Annotated in this window: 15 protein-coding genes; 10 read left to right on the top strand and 5 right to left on the bottom strand. The window is 59.8% G+C overall.

Features of this window, described 5'->3' with window-relative positions:
- Nucleotides 1-263 precede the first annotated feature (263 nt).
- Nucleotides 264-1,682, top strand: a complete 1,419-nt coding sequence (locus ACMG4N_RS08485) for a 3-oxoacyl-ACP reductase (RefSeq protein ID WP_414431250.1) — start codon at nucleotides 264-266, stop codon at nucleotides 1,680-1,682.
- Nucleotides 1,683-1,992: 310 nt separating this feature from the next.
- Here ACMG4N_RS08485 and ACMG4N_RS08480 read toward each other — a convergent pair whose 3' ends face one another.
- A complete protein-coding gene (locus tag ACMG4N_RS08480; RefSeq protein WP_414431248.1) occupies nucleotides 1,993-2,910 on the bottom strand; it encodes a sterol desaturase family protein in 918 nt (305 codons plus the stop codon).
- A gap of 95 nt (nucleotides 2,911-3,005) precedes the next feature.
- Here ACMG4N_RS08480 and ACMG4N_RS08475 point away from each other — a divergent pair, with 95 nt between their 5' ends.
- The 6 genes from ACMG4N_RS08475 (at nucleotide 3,006) to ACMG4N_RS08450 (ending at nucleotide 10,185) form a co-directional block, all read left to right on the top strand.
- A complete protein-coding gene (locus ACMG4N_RS08475) occupies nucleotides 3,006-3,920 on the top strand; it encodes a LysR substrate-binding domain-containing protein (RefSeq protein WP_297766518.1) in 915 nt (304 codons plus the stop codon).
- A 56-nt stretch (nucleotides 3,921-3,976) separates the two neighbouring features.
- Entirely contained in the window at nucleotides 3,977-4,471 is a 495-nt protein-coding gene (locus ACMG4N_RS08470; RefSeq protein ID WP_297766515.1) for an FxsA family protein, read from the top strand.
- A 242-nt stretch (nucleotides 4,472-4,713) separates the two neighbouring features.
- Nucleotides 4,714-6,933 carry a TonB-dependent receptor gene (locus ACMG4N_RS08465; RefSeq protein WP_414431246.1) on the top strand — a complete coding sequence of 740 codons (2,220 nt, stop codon included), beginning with the start codon at nucleotides 4,714-4,716 and terminating at the stop codon, nucleotides 6,931-6,933.
- Nucleotides 6,933-8,117 (top strand): sialidase family protein, encoded by a 1,185-nt coding sequence (locus ACMG4N_RS08460; RefSeq protein ID WP_414431245.1) that lies wholly within the window; start codon nucleotides 6,933-6,935, stop codon nucleotides 8,115-8,117. The genes ACMG4N_RS08465 and ACMG4N_RS08460 overlap by 1 nt, the downstream gene beginning before the upstream one ends.
- Nucleotides 8,114-8,596, top strand: coding sequence for a redoxin domain-containing protein (locus ACMG4N_RS08455; protein WP_297766507.1), 483 nt, complete (start codon nucleotides 8,114-8,116; stop codon nucleotides 8,594-8,596). Before ACMG4N_RS08460 ends, ACMG4N_RS08455 begins: the two co-directional genes overlap by 4 nt.
- A 263-nt stretch (nucleotides 8,597-8,859) precedes the next feature.
- Nucleotides 8,860-10,185: a Na+/H+ antiporter family protein gene (locus ACMG4N_RS08450; RefSeq protein ID WP_414431244.1), complete on the top strand. Its 1,326-nt coding sequence runs from the start codon at nucleotides 8,860-8,862 to the stop codon at nucleotides 10,183-10,185.
- A 77-nt stretch (nucleotides 10,186-10,262) separates the two neighbouring features.
- Here the strand turns inward: ACMG4N_RS08450 and ACMG4N_RS08445 are convergent, their stop codons facing one another.
- The 4 genes from ACMG4N_RS08445 to ACMG4N_RS08430 form a co-directional block, all read right to left on the bottom strand.
- The gene (locus ACMG4N_RS08445; protein ID WP_297766501.1) at nucleotides 10,263-10,541 is read right to left on the bottom strand and encodes a hypothetical protein; all 279 of its coding nucleotides are present in this window, start codon (nucleotides 10,539-10,541) and stop codon (nucleotides 10,263-10,265) included.
- A gap of 161 nt (nucleotides 10,542-10,702) precedes the next feature.
- Nucleotides 10,703-11,722, bottom strand: a complete 1,020-nt coding sequence (locus tag ACMG4N_RS08440; protein WP_297766499.1) for an AraC family transcriptional regulator — start codon at nucleotides 11,720-11,722, stop codon at nucleotides 10,703-10,705.
- 125 nt (nucleotides 11,723-11,847) lie between these two features.
- Complete coding sequence (locus ACMG4N_RS08435) at nucleotides 11,848-13,005, bottom strand: fatty acid desaturase family protein (RefSeq protein WP_297766497.1); 1,158 nt, start codon at nucleotides 13,003-13,005, stop codon at nucleotides 11,848-11,850.
- A 64-nt stretch (nucleotides 13,006-13,069) separates the two neighbouring features.
- Nucleotides 13,070-14,188: a ferredoxin reductase gene (locus ACMG4N_RS08430; RefSeq protein WP_297766494.1), complete on the bottom strand. Its 1,119-nt coding sequence runs from the start codon at nucleotides 14,186-14,188 to the stop codon at nucleotides 13,070-13,072.
- Between the two features lie 301 nt (nucleotides 14,189-14,489).
- Here ACMG4N_RS08430 and ACMG4N_RS08425 point away from each other — a divergent pair, with 301 nt between their 5' ends.
- From ACMG4N_RS08425 to mnmH, 3 genes are all read left to right on the top strand, one after another.
- The gene (locus ACMG4N_RS08425) at nucleotides 14,490-15,137 is read left to right on the top strand and encodes a TetR family transcriptional regulator (protein WP_035246611.1); all 648 of its coding nucleotides are present in this window, start codon (nucleotides 14,490-14,492) and stop codon (nucleotides 15,135-15,137) included.
- 234 nt (nucleotides 15,138-15,371) lie between these two features.
- Nucleotides 15,372-16,241, top strand: coding sequence for a MaoC family dehydratase (locus tag ACMG4N_RS08420; protein WP_297766487.1), 870 nt, complete (start codon nucleotides 15,372-15,374; stop codon nucleotides 16,239-16,241).
- Between the two features lie 534 nt (nucleotides 16,242-16,775).
- Nucleotides 16,776-17,879: a tRNA 2-selenouridine(34) synthase MnmH gene (gene mnmH, locus ACMG4N_RS08415; RefSeq protein WP_414431243.1), complete on the top strand. Its 1,104-nt coding sequence runs from the start codon at nucleotides 16,776-16,778 to the stop codon at nucleotides 17,877-17,879.
- Nucleotides 17,880-17,910 lie beyond the last annotated feature (31 nt).

Raw genomic sequence — 17,910 nt, 5'->3', positions numbered from 1 at the left:
ACAGTATTCACTCGAATGGGCGCAGTCTACCCGCAACCGGCACGGCCTCATTGGCTCAAACGCCTGTTTGACTACCGGCGCCGGTCAATACACCTGCCACATTGCAGTGATTCAATACGCGCCAGTGTGCGACAGGGCTGATCCTCATGCCCTACGAAAGAAGTCTGATTTTGACGCTTCATTCCGCGGCACCACTTTAAACCCGCTCTGGTTGCACTAATGTAGCCAGACACATTCATCTTCTGATGGCAAAGGACAGGATCATGAGCGATACCTATCAGGCGATTGCCAATTCCTCTATGGGCAAGGCGCTGTTTGGCGCAATCAACCTCCCTATTCCGGTCATTCTCGAGCGCTGGCAGCCGGGCCAGGCTTCCTTCATCAAGGGCCGCGTGCTGGTGGGTGCCGCCAACGGTTCCACCGGTATCGATACCGTCCTGGCAACGCTGAAAGATGCGCCCGAAGCACAGGTAGCGGTACTGGCCAACACCGGCAACGCCACCGAGCTGCAGAAGAAAGCCGGCAAGCTGGGCGTGAGCGCGGACAACTACACCGCCAACCGCGAAGACGATGCCAAGTTCAAGGGCCTGGTATTCGATGCCACCGGCATCCAGAACCCGGACGAGCTGAAAGCCCTGTGGGAATTCTTCCACCCGGTGATCCGCAAGCTGGAAAAATGTGCTCGTGTGGTAGTCATCGGCCGCACGCCGGAAAAACAGACTGGCGCCGCCCGTGTGGCCCAGCGTGCCCTGGAAGGTTTCACCCGCTCCGTGGGCAAGGAAATCAAGAAAGGCGCCACCGCCCAGCTGGTGTATGTGGACGAAGGCGCAGAAGCGCAACTGGCGTCCCCCCTGCACTTCTTCCTGTCACCGAAATCTGCCTACGTATCCGGCCAGGTGGTTCGCGCCACCGAAGCGGGCTTCAAGGCTGCCAAGTTCGACTGGGACAAGCCACTGGCCGGCAAGAAGGCCCTGGTCACCGGTGGCTCCCGTGGTATCGGTGCCGCCATCGCCGAAGTACTGGCCCGTGACGGCGCCACCGTGACCGTGCTGGATATCCCGCCCATGGCCGACGACCTGAACCAGGTGGCCGAGCAGATCGGTGGCGATACCCTGGAACTGGACATCACCGCAGACGACGCCCCGGCCACCATCGCCGCCAAGGCCAAGGACATCGGCGGCTACGACGTGGTCGTGCACAATGCTGGTGTCACCCGCGACAAGATGCTGGGCAACATGCCGGAGAAATTCTGGGACATGGTGCTGAACATCAACATCGCCAGCCAGCTGCGTATCAACGAGAAACTGCTGGCTGACGGCGGCATGGGCAAAGGTGGCCGTATTATCTCCATCAGCTCCATCGCCGGTATCGCCGGTAACCTGGGCCAGACCAACTACGGTGCCTCCAAGGCAGCCGTGATCGGCATGATCGACGCCTACAAGGACGAGTACGCCGAGAAGGGCATCACCATCAATGCCGTGGCGCCGGGCTTCATCGAAACCCAGATGACTGCCGCCATCCCCTTCACCATCCGTGAAGCGGGCCGTCGCATGAACGCCATGAACCAGGGCGGTCAGCCGGTGGACGTGGCCGAAACCATCGCCTTCTTTGCCAGCCCGGCCTCTCAGGGCCTGACCGGTAACGTGGTGCGTGTGTGTGGTCAGATGCTGCTGGGTGCGTAACAGCCGCAAGCTGCAAGCCTCAAGCTGCAACACGGTTTGAGGCTTTCGCCACACGATCGACAAAAGAGCCGCGCCGCAAGGTGCGGCTTTTTTGTTTGTCTCATCGCTTAACGTAGGGTGAATTAGCCGCAGGCGTAATCCACCATCATATTGCGCAGAACGGCAAAGCGCGGTGGATGACGCCTGCGGCTGATCCACCCTACGCAAGACACTGACAGCAACGAAAAAGCCCCACCAGGCTATTACCCGGCAGGGCGTAAAGATCCCGTGCTCTCCCGCAACGAGACGCTACAACATCAGCGCGAGGTTCTCAGGCCGCTTTCGGTAATTTGTCTTCGCTCTTCTTTTTCGCTTTCGCCGCCCCACCGGGCATGTATTGGCGCACATCCCAGAAGAAATAACGCTTGAGTACACTGCTGGCCTCGTCATCCTTCTGACGCCAGCCGTAGGTCTGCGGCTTTTCCTTTTCGATGGCCAGGGTGCCGAAAATCAGCCAGTCATAGATGGCTAGCGTGGACGTCACGTTCTTGGCGGAATTGGGGCCGCGCGAATGGTGATGGTGATGCTGGGTCGGGAAGGTCAGTACATGGGCCAGCGCCCACATGGTTTTGCGTACCCAGGCCCACTTGTGATTATGGAAGTAGAGATCCCAGTTCCAGTTCACATGGGTCTGAGCCGCCCAGATACCCTTGATGGCCGTGCCCACCAGGAACACCTCCACCAGGCCCAGATACAGACACACCAGCTGGAAGGTGTAATTCGGCATAATCAGCCACCAGGCCCAACCATTCACAAAGGTCTGGGTCACCGACAGTTGCCCCTTGTTGTCCTGGCCGCCCGCCAGATGGTGGGGGCGATGGCTCATCTTGTAGAACGCCTGCACCCATTGCAGGAGTCGGTTCTTCGGTCGACGGCTATGGGCGAACAGGTGAAACGCACCATGAATGAATTCTTCAATACAGAAAAAGGCGATCAGCGTCGGCAGAAAATACTGCTCCTCCAGCCAGGCCAGCGAACCGGCACTGCCGGGAAACAGGCCAGATAAGCCCAGGGTGAGCAGCAGCAGCACCAGCGGGCGCTGCACTACCACCATCATCAAGGTAGCCAGGAAGGCGATTTTCCAGTCCTGCCGGGTCTTCTTGCCGTCCCGGGTGCGGCCGGCTACCACTTCCCAGATCGCTGTCAGAATAATGAACGCCGTGACAAAGGCGGTAAGTTGCTGATCCATTGTTATTCTCCGGTTTGAGCGTGTTTTGCGCACACCCCAGAAAATAGACAGTGCGTACTCCTTTTCCTAATTGATATTTGATATAAGTAATATCCATGAAACTGAATTTACGCAGTATCGACCTGAACCTGCTGCCGGTCTTTGATGCCATCATGGAGGCTGGGCAGCTGTCCCGGGCCGCAGACCAGCTGGGGATGAGCCAGCCCGCCATCAGTGCGGCACTGCAGCGCCTGCGCCACACCCTGGACGACGATCTCTTCGTGCGCACCCGCCAGGGCATGGTGCCTACCCCCCGGGCCCGCGAGCTGCACCAGCTGCTTGCCCCCCAGCTGACATCCCTGCGGGACTCGCTGGACCCGGGCAACCGCTTTGATCCAGCCAGCAGCCGACGCCAGTTCCGCCTGCTCAGCCTGGACTACTTCGAGATGGTGCTGCTGCCACCGCTGCTGCAGCGGATCCGCCGTCAGGCACCGGATGTGATGCTGGAGATAGCCCCTGCCGGCGATGGCATGGCCGACGCCCTGCACAAGGCCCATGCCGACCTGGCCGTGGATTCGTTCGTCCCCGAAGACAGCCGGCTGCACCGCAAGGTGCTGCTGGAGGAGACGCTGGTGGTAGTGGCGCGACGGGGACACCCACAGATACAGGGCCGCTGCAGCAAGTCGCGCTTTCTGAAAGCGGAACATGTGGTGCTGCCGGAGCGTAACCGGCGCCTGCCCCTGGACCTGATTCTCAATGCCCCCGGCTGGCAACGACGCGCCGGCGCCCGGGTCACCCAGTTTGCCAGCATGCTCGCCGTCAGCGCCCGTTCGGACATGATTGCCACCGTGCCGGAGCGCCTGGCCCATCAGTACGCCGACGCCCTGGAGCTGCAGGTCCTGCCCTTCCCGGTCACCGTGCCACCGGTGCCCGTTTACATGCTCTGGCCCGCCGCCCTGGACAGAGACCCCGCCCATCGCTGGCTTCGCCAGCAACTGACCGATTCCGCGGCCACTGAACCTGCCCCTTGAATCCCTGTCTGACTATCACCATCTTAGTAGGCATATACGCTAAAACAGGACGCCCCATGGGTTTCGGTCGCATTTTCTTCTTCATCTTCGCTTTTGCCCTGCTGGAAGTACTGGTACTGGCGAAAGTCGCCGGCCTGATCGGCTGGCCCATCACCATCATCGCTACCGTGGTCACTGCCCTGCTGGGTAGCTACCTGTTCCGCCGCCAGGGACTGGAAACCTGGGTGCGATTGAATCAGCGCATGCAACAGGGCGATATGCCCGGCCAGGAAATGGTGGAAGGCATCATGCTGCTGCTCGGCGGCGCCCTGCTGATCACCCCCGGCTTCATCACCGATGCGGTGGGCTTTGCCCTGCTGCTGCCGGGCTCGCGCCGAGCCATGGCTCGCAAGGTCATTGAGAAAGGCACCCTGCAGGGTTTTACCACCATGCAAGGCGGTGGCTTCACCTACACCAGCCACACCGGACAGGGCCCCAACCCGTTCCAGCAGCCACCCCGCCGGAACGACGATGGCAATGTGACCATTGAGGGGGAGTCACGCAGAGAGTGAAAGCAGTTAACAGTGAATAGTTAACAGCGGCGCGGGATCGCTTCGAGGGAGTTCAAATCGCTGGAGGACGCAACCAGAAGTTGGGCGCAGGCTCTAGCGGTCCAGATACCACCAAGCGTGTTCGCGCAACTATTCACTATTAACTGTTAACTATTCACTGCCTTTCACCGCTGCGACACTTTGCCGCATTGGCCGCGCCCCCGATTTTGCCAATAATGCCCCCGCCATAATCAGGGGGTTATATGCGTCGCCGTCTTCTCGCCAGTATTCTGCTCAGCAGTTTTTCCTCATTGCACGCCAACGAACTGGAAACGATTTCCGTCAGCCAGTCCGGCTCCGCGCTGGACAGTGAGCCTGTGGGGCTGAGCATTCAGATCACCGCTGACGAGGTGGCGGACATCAACACTGCCGACAGCGAAGACGTGATCAAGTACCAGCCCAACCTGATGGTACGGAAACGCTTTATCGGCGACCGCAACGGCCTGCTTACCTTCCGCGATATGCACAACTTCCAGACCCCGCGCGCACTGGTTTACAGCGACGGTCTGCTGCTCAGTAATTTTCTCGGTGCCAACTTTGGCACGGCTCCCCGCTGGGATGTGGTACAGCCCCGGGAAATCGACCGGGTGGAGATTCTCTACGGTCCCTACTCTGCCCGTTACAGCGGCAACAGCCTGGGCGGTGTCACCGTGTTCCACACAACGATGCCCAGCCAGCCGATGGCCCATCTCAGTGCCGGTACCTTTTTGCAGGAATTCGACGACTACGGCACCGACGAGTCATATCTGGGCCATCGGCTGAACGCCGTGGTCGGCAATCGCAAAGGGGACTGGAGCCTGCTGCTGGCCGCCAGCCGACTGGAAAACGAAAGCCATCCGCAGAGCTTTGGCCTCACCCGTGGACCCGGCGCCAGTCCCGGCACACCGGTTACCGGCGCTTTCCCCTATTCCCAGGGCGGCTATCTCTACAATGCGGCCAGTGGCAGTGAGGTGACCGAACAGAATCTGAAGCTGAAACTGGGCTACGATCTGACCCGTGACCTGCAGGCCCGCCTCACCCTGGCCTGGCTGGACCGTCGCGATGAAACCCTGAAGCCCCAGACCTACCTGCGCGATGCCAATGGCAGCCTGATCTACAATGGCGATGTGACCATCAATGGTGAGGATTTTGCCGTCACCAGCCAGCGCCTGGGCCTGAGCCAAAGCCAGGATCTGATCACTGGTCTGGAACTGGATGGCAAGCTGGGTAATGGCTGGGACATCCAGACCGGAGTATCCGACTACCGGGTACTGGACGACACCAGCCGTCGCTCCGGCACCGATTTCGCGGTGGCCAAGGCAGGCGGCCCCGGCACCTTCAGTGACGACCAGGGCACCGGCTGGCAGACCTTCGACCTGAATCTGGGCCATCGCCACGACGGCGGCTGGCTGGGGCAGCGAGTGGCCTTCGGTTACCACATCGACCGCTACCGCCTTGACGAGATCAACTACGACACCAACGAGTGGCGCACCACCCAGGGCCGCACCCTGAAAAGCGCCTCCCAGGGCGAAACCCGCACCCAGGCCCTGTTTATCGAAAACCAATGGGCACTCAACGACAAACTGGACCTCACCCTGGGTGGCCGGCAGGAGTGGTGGCAGGCCAGCGACGGTCGCCTGGTCCAGAACGGTGTCTCCGCGGCCTATCCGCAACGCAACGAACAGGCCTTTTCTCCCAAGGCCAGCCTGAGCTATCGGCCCACCGACGACTGGCTCACCAGCCTGTCCCTGGGCAAGGCCCATCGCTTCGCCACCGTGGGTGAACTTTACCAGGGCAGTCTGGATAATAATGGTGACTTCAACGCGGCCTTCGACCCGAACCTGAAAACCGAGGTGGGTCTGAGCAAGAATCTGATGGTGAAGCACTTCTTCCCAGCGGCGACGGTGACCGTGAACCTGTGGGAAAACGATGTGGACGATGCCATCTTCCGGCAGACCAACGTTTTCACCGGGGTGAACAACTTCCAGAATATCGACCGGGTACGCTCACGAGGTATCGAGTTCATCGCCAACTGGCCGGACCTGCTAATGGACGGCCTGACCGTGGACTTCAACGTCTCCTACACCCGCGCCATTATCGAAGACAACGCCGCCCAGCCGGCCTCTGAAGGCAAGCAGTTCCCCCGCGTTCCCCGCTGGCGTGCCAACCTGCTGGCCCGCTACCAGGCCACACAAAAACTGAACCTGAGCAGTGGCCTGCGCTACGCCAGTGATCCCTACGACAGCCTGGATAACAGCGACGGCGATGCGGAAGGCTTCGGCTTTACCGACGACTATCTGGTGCTGGATGTACGCGGGCGCTACCAACTGGATAATCACATCAGCGTGGCGCTGGGCATGGATAATGTCACCGACCATCGCTACTACGTATTCCACCCCTACCCGGGCCGCACCTTGTTTGCCGAAGTTAACTGGGATTACTGATGTCGTATCGAGCACTCGCCTACCTGACGCTGACACTGCTGGCCATGTTGAGCGCAGTGTCAGCGCATTCTGCCCACAGTCACAACACCAACGTGGACTGCGAGAACCGCATTGCCCCCGCCTGCGGCCAGGCTCCGACCCCGGCCTTCGACCGTGATGGCAAGCTCTGGTGGGTCTGGTATCAGCAAGATCATATTCGCGTGCAACAGCAAGGCGGCCAACCGAGGATCGTCAACCCGGAACCGGAAGCGGTAGACGATCAGGGCGAAGACCGCCCGCAAATCGCCTTCGGCCCGGACAACCAGATTTACCTGCTGTGGACCCAAAAACCGGACAAACCCTGGACCGGGCATATCCGTTTCAGTCGCTCCCTGGATGGCGGCAACAGCTTCAGCGAACCGGTGACCATCAACGACGATCGCCGCACCATCGCCCACCGTTTTCCAGCCATGGTCGTCAACGACAACGGCGAACTGTTCCTGGTGTGGGTGGACAAGCGCGACCAACAGAACGCCAAGGTCGCGGGCCAGGACTATGTCGGCGCCGCGCTTTACTACACCCACTCCAAAGACCATGGCGCCAGCTTTGCCCGCAACCTGCGCCTGGCCGCCCATTCCTGCGAATGCTGCCGTCTGGCAATGAGCATCGATGAGCGCGGTCTGCCAGTGATTCTCTATCGGCAGGTGTTCACCGGCGGCATCCGCGACCACGCCCTGATCCGCTTTCAGGATGCCACCACCCCGCAGCCCGTCGAACGGGCCAGCGATGATCAATGGCAACTCAACGGCTGCCCTCATCATGGTCCGGCCCTGGCCATGGACGGCAACCGCCGTCATCAGCTCTGGTTCACCGCTGGGAAAAAACGTCAGGGGCTGTTTTATCAGCGCAGCGATGATGCGCCAATAAAGCTGGGCGGTGCCGCCGCCGCCCACGGCCAGGTGGCGGTGCTGGGCGATACCGTGGCACTGGTGTGGAAGGATCTGGACGATGGGGACCGCAGCTTTATCCGCTTGAAGCTGTCCCGGGATGGCGGTGCGCACTGGGCGGATGTACGCACCCTGCTGCACACCCGAAATGGTTCCGATCACCCCTTGTTGATCAGCAATGGCGAACAGATCTTTCTCGCCTGGCGCACCGACGATGAAGGCAACCAGCTGGTAGCGATTAGCGGAGAACACCAATGAAAAACCGTGCGCTTTGCATAGCGCTGCTGACGGTATCCTGCTTCGCCACGGCACTGGAGCCGCTGCACCGGGGGGACTATCAGCAGGTTCTTGACCAGCAACCACGGCCCTTGCTGGTGGTACTCTGGTCGGTGGACTGCCCGCCCTGTTATGACGAACTGGCCGCGCTGGGCCGCCTTTATCAGGACGGTGAGGCGTTGCCCGTCGTGCTGGTCAACACAGACACCCTGCGCAGCAGCGATGACGTAGCCGCCACCCTGCAGCGACATAATACTGACGCCCTGCCCAACTACCAGTTCGCCGACCCGATCCCCGCCCGCCAGCGCCGGGAAATCGACCCGAACTGGTACGGCGAACTACCGCGCAGCTATCTGATTGAAGAGGACAGCACCCAGGGGCACAGCGGTGCCCTCACCGAAGAGCGCCTGCGGCAGTGGCTGCAAAGCCTGCCTGACGATAAAAGCCAACATAGCTTCTGAAGCTATTAAGCCTATCTTTTCGTAGGAGCGTCGCTCGCGGCGCGATTCTAACGTCGCCAATCGCGCCGCGAGCGACGCTCCTACAGCCTTTCTGACTGCCGGCTTAATAACCGATCGCTGGCAGGGCAAGCGGTTCGCCATGCAAGCATAGCTCCTACATCTTTTACAGCGGCGACACGGCACATTGCGGGTTAGCAAGCCCTCCCCCACCCCTGCTAAACTCCGCGCCTGCAACCCGACCCAGCCCGCCCGGCGGAGGTGCCATGAGCCCGTTACTCAACCCCATCGTCTGGTCCGTGATTCTGCTCATGGGCCTGAGCATTGCGCGCATGAATGTGGTGCTGGCGCTGTTGTGTGCGGCTCTGGTGGCGGGTGTTGGTAGCGGGCTGGATCTGGAAAGTACCCTGGCGGCCTTTGGCGATGGTCTGGGTGGCGGCGCCAATATCGCCCTGAGCTATGCCCTGCTTGGCGCCTTTGCGGTGGCCATCGCCCGCTCCGGCATCACCGAATGGCTGGCCGCACGGATCATCGCCCGGCTGGGCCGTACTCCGGCCCCGCACCAGCTGCGCCTGATTCGCACCCTGCTGCTTACCGTACTGCTTGCCGCCGCCATCATGAGCCAGAACCTGGTGCCCATTCATATCGCCTTTATCCCGATACTGGTGCCACCGTTGCTGGAAGTGATGCACCAATTGCGCCTGGATCGGCGACTCGCCGCCTGCGTTCTCACCTTCGGGCTGATCACGCCCTACATGGTGTTGCCGGTGGGCTTCGGCAGTATTTTTCTGCATACCCAGCTCGGCCCCAGCCTGGCTAAAGCGGGCCTTGAAATACCCAAAGGGGAACTGCCACTGGCCATGTTGCTGCCCGCTGCCGGCATGGTCGTGGGGCTGATTCTGGCGTTTATCCGCTATCGCAAGCCCCGCGACTACCGGCCAGTGGAACTGCCCGGCGAAGAGCAACACGCGCCGCTCTCGCCGCGTAACGCGGTTGTCGCCGCCATCGCCTTGGCCGCAGCCCTGGCACTCCAGCTTTACAGCGACTCTATTATTCTCGGGGCATTGATCGGGTTTCTGGTGTTTACAGCAGGGGGTGTGGTGCCCTGGCGGGAATCCCAGGATGCCTTTACCAAGGGCGTGAAAATGATGTCCCTGATCGGCTTTATCATGATTGCCGCCAACGGCTATGCCGCGGTGGTAGACGCCAGCGGACAGGTGCCAGTGCTGGTGGAAAGCGTGACCAGTGGCCTGCAAAGTCCACCATTGGCAGCAGCACTGTTATTGCTGCTCGGTCTGTTTGTGACGCTGGGGATTGGCTCGTCGTTCTCCACCATCCCCATCATCACCACCCTGTATGTGCCGCTTTGCCTGGCACTGGGTTTCTCCCCGCTGGCCACCGCCGCCCTGGTCGGCAGCGCTGCCGCGCTGGGAGATGCGGGCTCCCCGGCCTCGGACTCCACGCTGGGGCCCACCGCCGGCCTGAATGCCGATGGTCAGCACGACCATATCCGCGACACGGTGATTCCCACTTTTATTCATTACAACCTGCCCCTGATCGCCACAGGTTGGCTGGCCGCCATGGTGCTCTGAATAAAGCGTCCGCTAGCTTGACCGTTGGAGCCTTTTTCACAAGGCTTCAACGAACCAACAAACGCTACAGCTCCGAATTACTTACTCTTCCACATCCGGGCCACCGCCTTGTCACTGCCCAACAGGCCCACCACTTCACACACCAGACCCACCGCCAGGAAAACAGCCACCGGAATCAGCCCGCCATACAGCTTCGCCACCAGCGTTGCCGCCAGGGCCCCGGTGGCAAGCACCAGAAACAAGGTACCGACCACAATCAGAATTTTTCGATGCGAGGGGCGATAGGCATAGCTGTCATCACCAGACTCAAAAGGGGTGAGAATGGGAGAGAAAACTTTGCGCAGAGACTCTTTCACTGGTTAACACCGACTAAACGTTTTGATGGATGCCCCACCACCCGGTGAGGCGAAGAATAACGGCACCCTTGCATGGTGACGCCTGAAAATATTTCTACGATAAATCGCAAAAAGGCGCCACTGGCGCCTTTCTTTTGCTTTCACCTTTCAACTCGCAACGCTCAACGGTTCTCCGCCGCGTCTTCTTCCGCCTTCAACTTGCGGTACTCAATCGGGGTCATGCCGACCCAGCGTTTGAAAGCCCGGTAGAACGTAGACGGTTCCGAGAAGCCGGTGAGATAGACGATTTCATCAATGGATTCTTCGGTACCGGCAAGAAGACGTTTGGCCAAACGGCAACGATAGTCAGCGACCAGCTGGTTGAAGTTAGTGCCGGCATCCGCAAGGCGAGTGCGTAACTGACGGGCCTTGATACCCAGGCGTTCGGCCACTTCTTCCAGATTGGCATGGCCGGATTCCAACAGCTCACCGATCAACCGGTTGACCTGGGCCACCAGGTCCTGCTTTTCCAGCCGCGCCACCTGCTCACTGGCGAGCTGTTCGTGCAGGTGCAGCAGTTCCGGCTCGTGGTGGGCAGACGGCAGATTCATGACCCGGGCATCGAAGTACATACCAATGCTCGGCATGTCGAATTTCACCGGGCAATCGAACAGACGCTCGTATTCCTGTTTGTCCGCATGGCGGGTATGACCAAAATGCACTTCCAGCGGCTCAAAAGCCCCGTCGGTAACAAAGCGGAAAAATTTGATCACGCCCATCATCATGCATTCGTTGAGATGGCTGAGGCGTTTGCTCCAGATCATCTGCTTGAGGAAGACACGATCCCCTTCTTCAAACAATTCCCCTTGGGCGGCATCGGACAGCAGGCGCTGGTAATCCAGAGCTCGCTTGAGGCCTTCGCCAAAGGTGGGGCTGGAGAGGAACAGGTATTCGAGCACCTGGCCCTTATAGACCGGAATATGCTCGCCCAGATGCAGGCCGATGTGTTCATCACCGGACACCTTCTCCAGGGCCTGCCAGAACCATTCCTGGGCGTCATGGGGGGTACGCAGGTCCGGTACCTGAAGGATGGATTTGTCGAGACCGACTTCTGCCAACACGGCATCGGCATCAATACCGGCGTTAATCATGGCCTTATAGGCCATTCGCAACAGCACACCGGAATCTGTCATTTCTGCCATGCGTTCTGCCTTGTCCCCAAATAAAAAAAGCTACTCTCAGATCGACTGAGAGTAGCATAAGGATGGCAGGGCCGGAACCAGCGCAGCACCGGCCCGAACCAGGAGATCAGACCGCTTTGAAGCGATCAGGCAGCCTTGCGGGTTTCTGACTGCGGTTCACGGGTCAGAGACACCACTTTGGCGCGCAGACCATTGAGCGGGCCCTTGCCACTGTCATCCTTGCTCTTGTTGGGCAAAGACAGTTTGAAGATCCGCTTCCAGACACTCAGGGACTGCTTCACGAAAGAGCCGGTGTTGTACGGCAGGCCATGTTTTTCGCAGATGGCACGGACTTCAGGCGCAATGCGGGCGTAACGGTGAGCCGGCAGATCAGGGAACAGGTGATGCTCGATCTGGAAGCTCAGGTTGCCGCTCATCACGTGCATCAGACGGCCGCCTTCAAAGTTGGCAGAGCCCAGCAGCTGGCGCACATACCACTGACCACGGGTCTCGTTCTCGATCACGGACTCGGGGAACTGCTCCACCTCTTCCGGGAAGTGACCGTTATAGATCACCTGGGAAGACCACAAGTTACGCGCCACATTGGCTGCCATATTGCCGGCGAACACGAAGGGGGCGAACGGACCCGCCAGGGCCGGGAACAGCAGGTAGTCCTTGACCAACTGCTTGCGCATCTTCTTCCAGGTCGGCTTGAATTCGGCCTTCACCTCTTCCTTGGTCTTGGTCTTGTAGATCAGGTAGTCCTCCAGCTTGAGGCTCTGTACCGCCACAAAGTGCTGGAAGAAGGTGGCCAGGATGCCTGCCAGGATCGGGTTGAAAATGAAGCGGGGTTCCCACTCCTGGTCTTCCGACATGCGCAGAATGCCGTAACCAATGTCATGGTCCTTGTCGAGCACGTTGGTGAAAGTGTGGTGCTCGAAATTGTGGGTCTGTTTCCAGGCCGTATTGGTGCAGGTGTTATCCCAGTCAAAAACCTTGGAGTTGATGGCCGGGTCACCCATCCAGTCGTACTGGCCGTGCATCACGTTATGGCCGATTTCCATGTTGTCCAGAATCTTGGACGCAGACAGACAGGCCACACCGGCCAGCCATGCCGGCGGCAGGAAACCCGCCATCAGCAGGCCGCGACCGGCGATTTCCAGGCGACGCTGACGCTTGATCAGAGTGCGGATGTAGGTGGCATCTTCTTCGCCCAGGTCCGCCATTTCACGATTACGGATGGCATCCAGTTCCTGGCCAATGGTCTCGAATTGTTCGGCGGTCAAGTTGCTGAAAATACTCATGTGCTTTCTCCTTAAACCCGGTTTGAAGATTCGTCTCGGGACGCTTCGGTTTGGGTGAATCCGTTTAGATGTCGAGGGTCACCGTGCCCACCGGCACGCTGATGCAAATTTGAATGTCTTCTTCACCACTGGTGATCTCACCGGTGCGGATATCGCGCACTTCACCGGCCGTCTTGCGGCAGGTACAGGCGTGGCAGATACCCATGCGGCAACCGGATTCCGGGGTAAGACCGGCGGACTCGGCCTGCTCCAGCAGGGTGGCGCCATTGTTGATGGCCATTTTTTCGCTCTGTACGAAGCGCACTTCGCCTTCAGCGCTGTCGCTTTCGATCTGTGGCGCCGCCAGGGTGAACTGCTCCTTGTGCAGACGCTCTGCCAGGCCGTCCTCTTCCCAGACTTTTTCCACCGCAGCCATCATCGGCGGCGGGCCACAGAGAAAAGTGGTTGCCTGTGCAAATTCCGGCGCAGCGATGTACAGGTGTTCACGGGAAAACAGACCGGAAAGTTCGCCCTGTTCACCCTCGTTATTGAAGCAGCGCACCAGGGTCACGTTGTCATGAGCCCGCGCAATCTCTTCCAGCTCGCTGGCGTAGATCATGTCGGCGGCGCTGTTGGCGTAATGCAAGAAGGTGATCGGGCCGCTGAAGCCCTCGTCACACAGGGTGCGCAGCATGGACATCACCGGGGTGATACCACTGCCGCCACTGATCAGCAGCACCTGCTCAGGACGCTGTGCCGGCAGGGCAAACTCACCGTCAGCCTGGGACAGCAGCACCACATCGCCAACACTCAGCTGTTCACGCAAATGGCGGGAAACAAAGCCGTTGGCGTGCACTTTCGCGGTCAACTCGATGCAGCCGTCAGCGCGGTGCAGGGAGTTGGCCGGTGAATAGCAGCGAGTCTGACGCTTGCCATCAATGGTGACGGAAAGCTGGACAAACTGACCGGGAATAAAGCCTTCCCAGTTATGATTGGGACGCAGGGTCAGGGTCACGCTGTCGTTGGTCAGGTAGCGCACATCTTCAACCTTGGCGCGCACCTCATTAACGGACCACAGCGGATTGAACACTTCCAGATAACGGTCAACACCGTGGGGATAGGAAAGAATATCCGCCACACGGGACTGCAGCAGGCGGGTCAGGCCTTGCTGGAAACGGCTGGAGGTCTGTGTCATTGCGTTCATTGGGTTCATCCCTGTAAGTGAACAGTTGTACGCATTATTCATAGACCCACGATTCAAGTCAACACCTGTACACTTAATTTTGTAAATACCTGCATTATCATGCAGTTACACATGTTTTTTGCGCACCAGTTGCATCACGGCCCCACAACGAGGAGAATTTACAGCGTATTTTCAGGGTCTGTTGGTGTCTTAAGCCTGCCACCACCCCGGCACATTCCTGCCCGGCCAGCCGGAAACAGGTGGAAAAACTGCCGGCCAGGCCTGACCAGCGACCTGAACCCCAATGCAGAGGCGATCGGTAATGACCAAGGAAACCACCAGCAGAGCCCGCAAGCCGAAACGGGGCCAGACCCGTGAGGCTCTGATGGCGGCGGCGCTGGATCTGGTCGTCAAGAAAGCCCCCTTCTCCAGCCTCAGTCTGCGCGAAGTCACCAAGCGTGCCGGCGTGGTACCCACTGCCTTCTACCGGCATTTCCCGGACATGAGCGCCCTGGGCCTGACTCTGCTGGATGAATCTTTCCGCACCCTGCGCCATATGATGCGCCAGGTCCGCCAGGAAGAGCTGCCCAACGAGCGCATGCTGCGCGGCTCCCTGGAGGTGTACTTCAACTATGTCCGCAACAACCGCGCTCACTTCCTGTTCGTCTCCAAGGAACTGGCCGGTGGCACCCCCACCATGCGCAACGCCATTCGCCGGGAAATCCGCATGTTCACCAACGAGCTGGCCATGGACATGGCACGCTTTCCGTTTCTGAATCATGTCAACGCGGAAGACCTGCAGATGATGGCCGGGCTGGTGGTCAACAATGTGACGGCCCTGACCCAGGAAATGCTGGAACTGGAAGAAGACGACGAATTCGGTCAGAACCAGGTGCTCGGCACGGCGGAAAAACAGCTCCGGCTTATCTATTTCGGCGTCGGCTTCTGGAAGTCCAAAGCGGATCAATGATCCCCGGGCTTGCGGCCCTTTCCTCCCGACAGCAAACCTCCATCACAGTTTTCTTTTCGTGTGCTTTAGTCCCTATACAGCTTGTCTGCACGGCCAATAGCGTGCCGGCTACCCTGCTCTATACTCCTTCCGTGTCGTCGTTCCATGATCTTTGCGCCTCTGCCTGTCACAACGCAGGGACATAAAGATCATGGGTCTGAGACCACCACACGACCAACGGGAAAGGATCGAGTAATGAGTGAGGTAAAATTCCGCGAACTGCGAAATGCGCCCCCCATGGTGATCAACTTCGCCAAGGCGGTCCTGCGCGCCACCGTGAAGCCGGGCAGCAACCCCACCCTGCCGGAAATCGGCCTGCGTCTGAACGACGTGGCACTGGATGAAAAACACCTGGCGGCCTACCGCAAGGTGTGTGGCTTTGCCGCCGACGGCAAGCTGCCGGTCACCTACCCGCACATGCACGCCTTTCCGCTGCATATGGCCCTGATCCTCAGCGACGGCTTCCCGTTCCCGGCCATGGGCCTGGTGCACGTGCGCAACAGCATCACCCAGTACCGTCCGATCAGCGAGCGCGAGCAGCTGAACGTGAAGTGTTTCCTTGGCAACCTGACCAAGGTGGAAAAGGGCTACGAGTTCTCCATCTTCACCAGCATCAGCACCGGCGGTGAACGGGTCTGGGAAAGCGAATCGGTGAACTTTTTCCGCAGCGGCGGCGGTGGCAGCAGCAAGAAGAAGGATGCGCCCAAACCGCAACCGGCCACCGATACCGTGGAGTGGAAAGTGCCCGGTGATACCGGCCGTCGCTACGGCGCTGTCTCCGGCGACCGCAACCCGATTCACCTGTATCCGCTGTCCGCCAAGTTGTTCGGCTTCAAACGCCAGATCGCCCACGGCATGTGGTCCAAGGCCCGCTGCCTGGCCGAGCTGCAGAACCAGCTGCCGGAAGAAGCTTTCACCGTGGATGTGCAGTTCAAACTGCCCATGTTTATCCCTGCCACCGTGAAGTTCGAGAACAAAGCCGCTGACGGCGGCAGCGACTTCCGCCTGCTCGCCAAGGACGGCATCAAGCCGCACCTGGCCGGCCAGATCCGCCCGGCGGAGTAAAAACAGCTACACGCGTCAAGCTGCAACGCGGGCAGGGCCGTGCGAATCGCACAGCGCCCTGCCCGCGTTTTTTGTGGGTGGGGACTGTAGGAACGTCGCTGGCGGCGCGATTCGAACCTTGGCGAAGATTGTTGATGTAGGAGCACCTCTTGAGGTGCGAACCGAGCGTAGCGAGGCGGCAAAGATCAAGGTCCGTCCGCCATTCTTTCTGGAACCTGTCGAGTTTTGAGATTCCTGATCGTCCTACGGACGATTCCCGCGCAAGCGCGGTTCGCGCCTCAAGAGGCGCTCCTACAGCGGCTTCGTTGAAATGGCGGGAGCCCGGGAACTTTTTGGCCTTTCTCTATCCAACCAGCGCAGCTTGCAGCTTGCAGCTTGCAGCTTGCAGCTTGCAGCTTGCAGCTTGCAGCTTGCAGCTTGCAGCTTGCAGCTTGCAGCTTGCAGCTTGCAGCTTGCAGCTTGCAGCTTGCAGCTTGCAGCTTGCAGCTTGCAGCTTGTAGCTTGTAGCTTGTAGCTGCACTAAACTCGCTTCCCATGCGCGACGATACCCGTGATTACCTGTCCCTGTTTCTGAACGACACGCCTCTGCTGGACGTGCGTGCCCCTGTGGAATTTGCCAAGGGCGCCTTCCCCGGCACCACCAATATCGCTCTGATCAACGACGACGAGCGCCACCAGATCGGCATCTGTTACAAGCAGCATGGCCAGCAGGCGGCCATTGACCTCGGTAACCAGCTAGTCAGCGGCGAGGAACGGGAACAGCGCATGCAGGCCTGGCAGCAATGGTGGCAGGCCAACCCGAACGGTTATCTGTATTGCTTTCGGGGCGGGCTGCGCAGCCAGACCACCCAGGCCTGGCTACGGGAAGCCGGGATCGATGCGCCGTTGGTTACCGGTGGCTACAAGGCCATGCGCCGCTTCCTGCTCGACGAGATGGAAGCCAGCATTGCCACCCTGCCCTTCGAGATCCTCTGCGGCCGCACCGGTTGCGCCAAGACCCGGGTCATCGAAAGCCAGACCAATGCCGTGGATCTGGAAGGCCTGGCCCATCATCGTGGCTCCTCGTTCGGCCGACGCCCCGGCGGCCAGCCTACCCAGATCGATTTCGACAATGCCCTGGCCATCGCCATGCTCAAGCAGCGGGCGCAGAACCCGGCCCAGGTATTACTGGAAGACGAAAGCAAGCTGATCGGCCGCTGCCACCTGCCCTTTTCCCTGCAGGACAAGATCAAGGCCTGCCCGCGCATCATCATCAACGAGACGCTGGAATCACGGGTGCAGGTGACCCTGGAAGATTATGTGGTGGGGCCGCTGGAAGAATACCGCCAGCACTTCGGCGAAAAACAGGCTCTCCACTATCTGGGGGAAGAGCTACTCGCCGCCATGGACCGCATCCGCCGCCGGCTGGGCGGGCTGCGTCACCAGCAGCTCCGCCAGCAACTGTCCGAAGCCCTGGCCGTTCAGGGCATCAGCGGAGACACCGTGCTCCACGAAGACTGGATCCGCACTCTGCTCAGCGACTACTACGACCCCATGTACGACTACATGCTTTCCCGCCGGGAAGGGGACATCGTCTTTGAGGGTAGCCGCGACGAGGTCATGGCGTTTCTGGAAGAACGCCTGACACCTGAAGCCTGAAGCCTGAAGCGACTGTTGGAGCCTTGCTCGC

The organism is Alcanivorax sp. IL2 (assembly GCF_047495475.1).
Lineage (GTDB): Bacteria > Pseudomonadota > Gammaproteobacteria > Pseudomonadales > Alcanivoracaceae > Alcanivorax.
The sequence above is the reverse complement of the archived record's forward strand: the minus strand, read 5'-3'. Positions and strand labels throughout refer to the sequence as shown.

Excerpts from the sequence above, each read along its gene's own strand:
- ACMG4N_RS08460 (WP_414431245.1), top strand. The coding sequence starts at position 6,933 with ATGTCGTATCGAGCACTCGCCTACCTGACGCTGACACTGCTGGCCATG.
- ACMG4N_RS08455 (WP_297766507.1), top strand. The coding sequence starts at position 8,114 with ATGAAAAACCGTGCGCTTTGCATAGCGCTGCTGACGGTATCCTGCTTC.
- ACMG4N_RS08420 (WP_297766487.1), top strand. The coding sequence starts at position 15,372 with ATGAGTGAGGTAAAATTCCGCGAACTGCGAAATGCGCCCCCCATGGTG.
- ACMG4N_RS08470 (WP_297766515.1), top strand. The coding sequence starts at position 3,977 with ATGGGTTTCGGTCGCATTTTCTTCTTCATCTTCGCTTTTGCCCTGCTG.
- ACMG4N_RS08425 (WP_035246611.1), top strand. The coding sequence starts at position 14,490 with ATGACCAAGGAAACCACCAGCAGAGCCCGCAAGCCGAAACGGGGCCAG.
- mnmH (WP_414431243.1), top strand. The coding sequence starts at position 16,776 with ATGCGCGACGATACCCGTGATTACCTGTCCCTGTTTCTGAACGACACG.
- ACMG4N_RS08485 (WP_414431250.1), top strand. The coding sequence starts at position 264 with ATGAGCGATACCTATCAGGCGATTGCCAATTCCTCTATGGGCAAGGCG.
- ACMG4N_RS08465 (WP_414431246.1), top strand. The coding sequence starts at position 4,714 with ATGCGTCGCCGTCTTCTCGCCAGTATTCTGCTCAGCAGTTTTTCCTCA.
- ACMG4N_RS08450 (WP_414431244.1), top strand. The coding sequence starts at position 8,860 with ATGAGCCCGTTACTCAACCCCATCGTCTGGTCCGTGATTCTGCTCATG.
- ACMG4N_RS08480 (WP_414431248.1), bottom strand. The coding sequence starts at position 2,910 with ATGGATCAGCAACTTACCGCCTTTGTCACGGCGTTCATTATTCTGACA.
- ACMG4N_RS08430 (WP_297766494.1), bottom strand. The coding sequence starts at position 14,188 with ATGAACGCAATGACACAGACCTCCAGCCGTTTCCAGCAAGGCCTGACC.
- ACMG4N_RS08440 (WP_297766499.1), bottom strand. The coding sequence starts at position 11,722 with ATGGCAGAAATGACAGATTCCGGTGTGCTGTTGCGAATGGCCTATAAG.
- ACMG4N_RS08475 (WP_297766518.1), top strand. The coding sequence starts at position 3,006 with ATGAAACTGAATTTACGCAGTATCGACCTGAACCTGCTGCCGGTCTTT.
- ACMG4N_RS08435 (WP_297766497.1), bottom strand. The coding sequence starts at position 13,005 with ATGAGTATTTTCAGCAACTTGACCGCCGAACAATTCGAGACCATTGGC.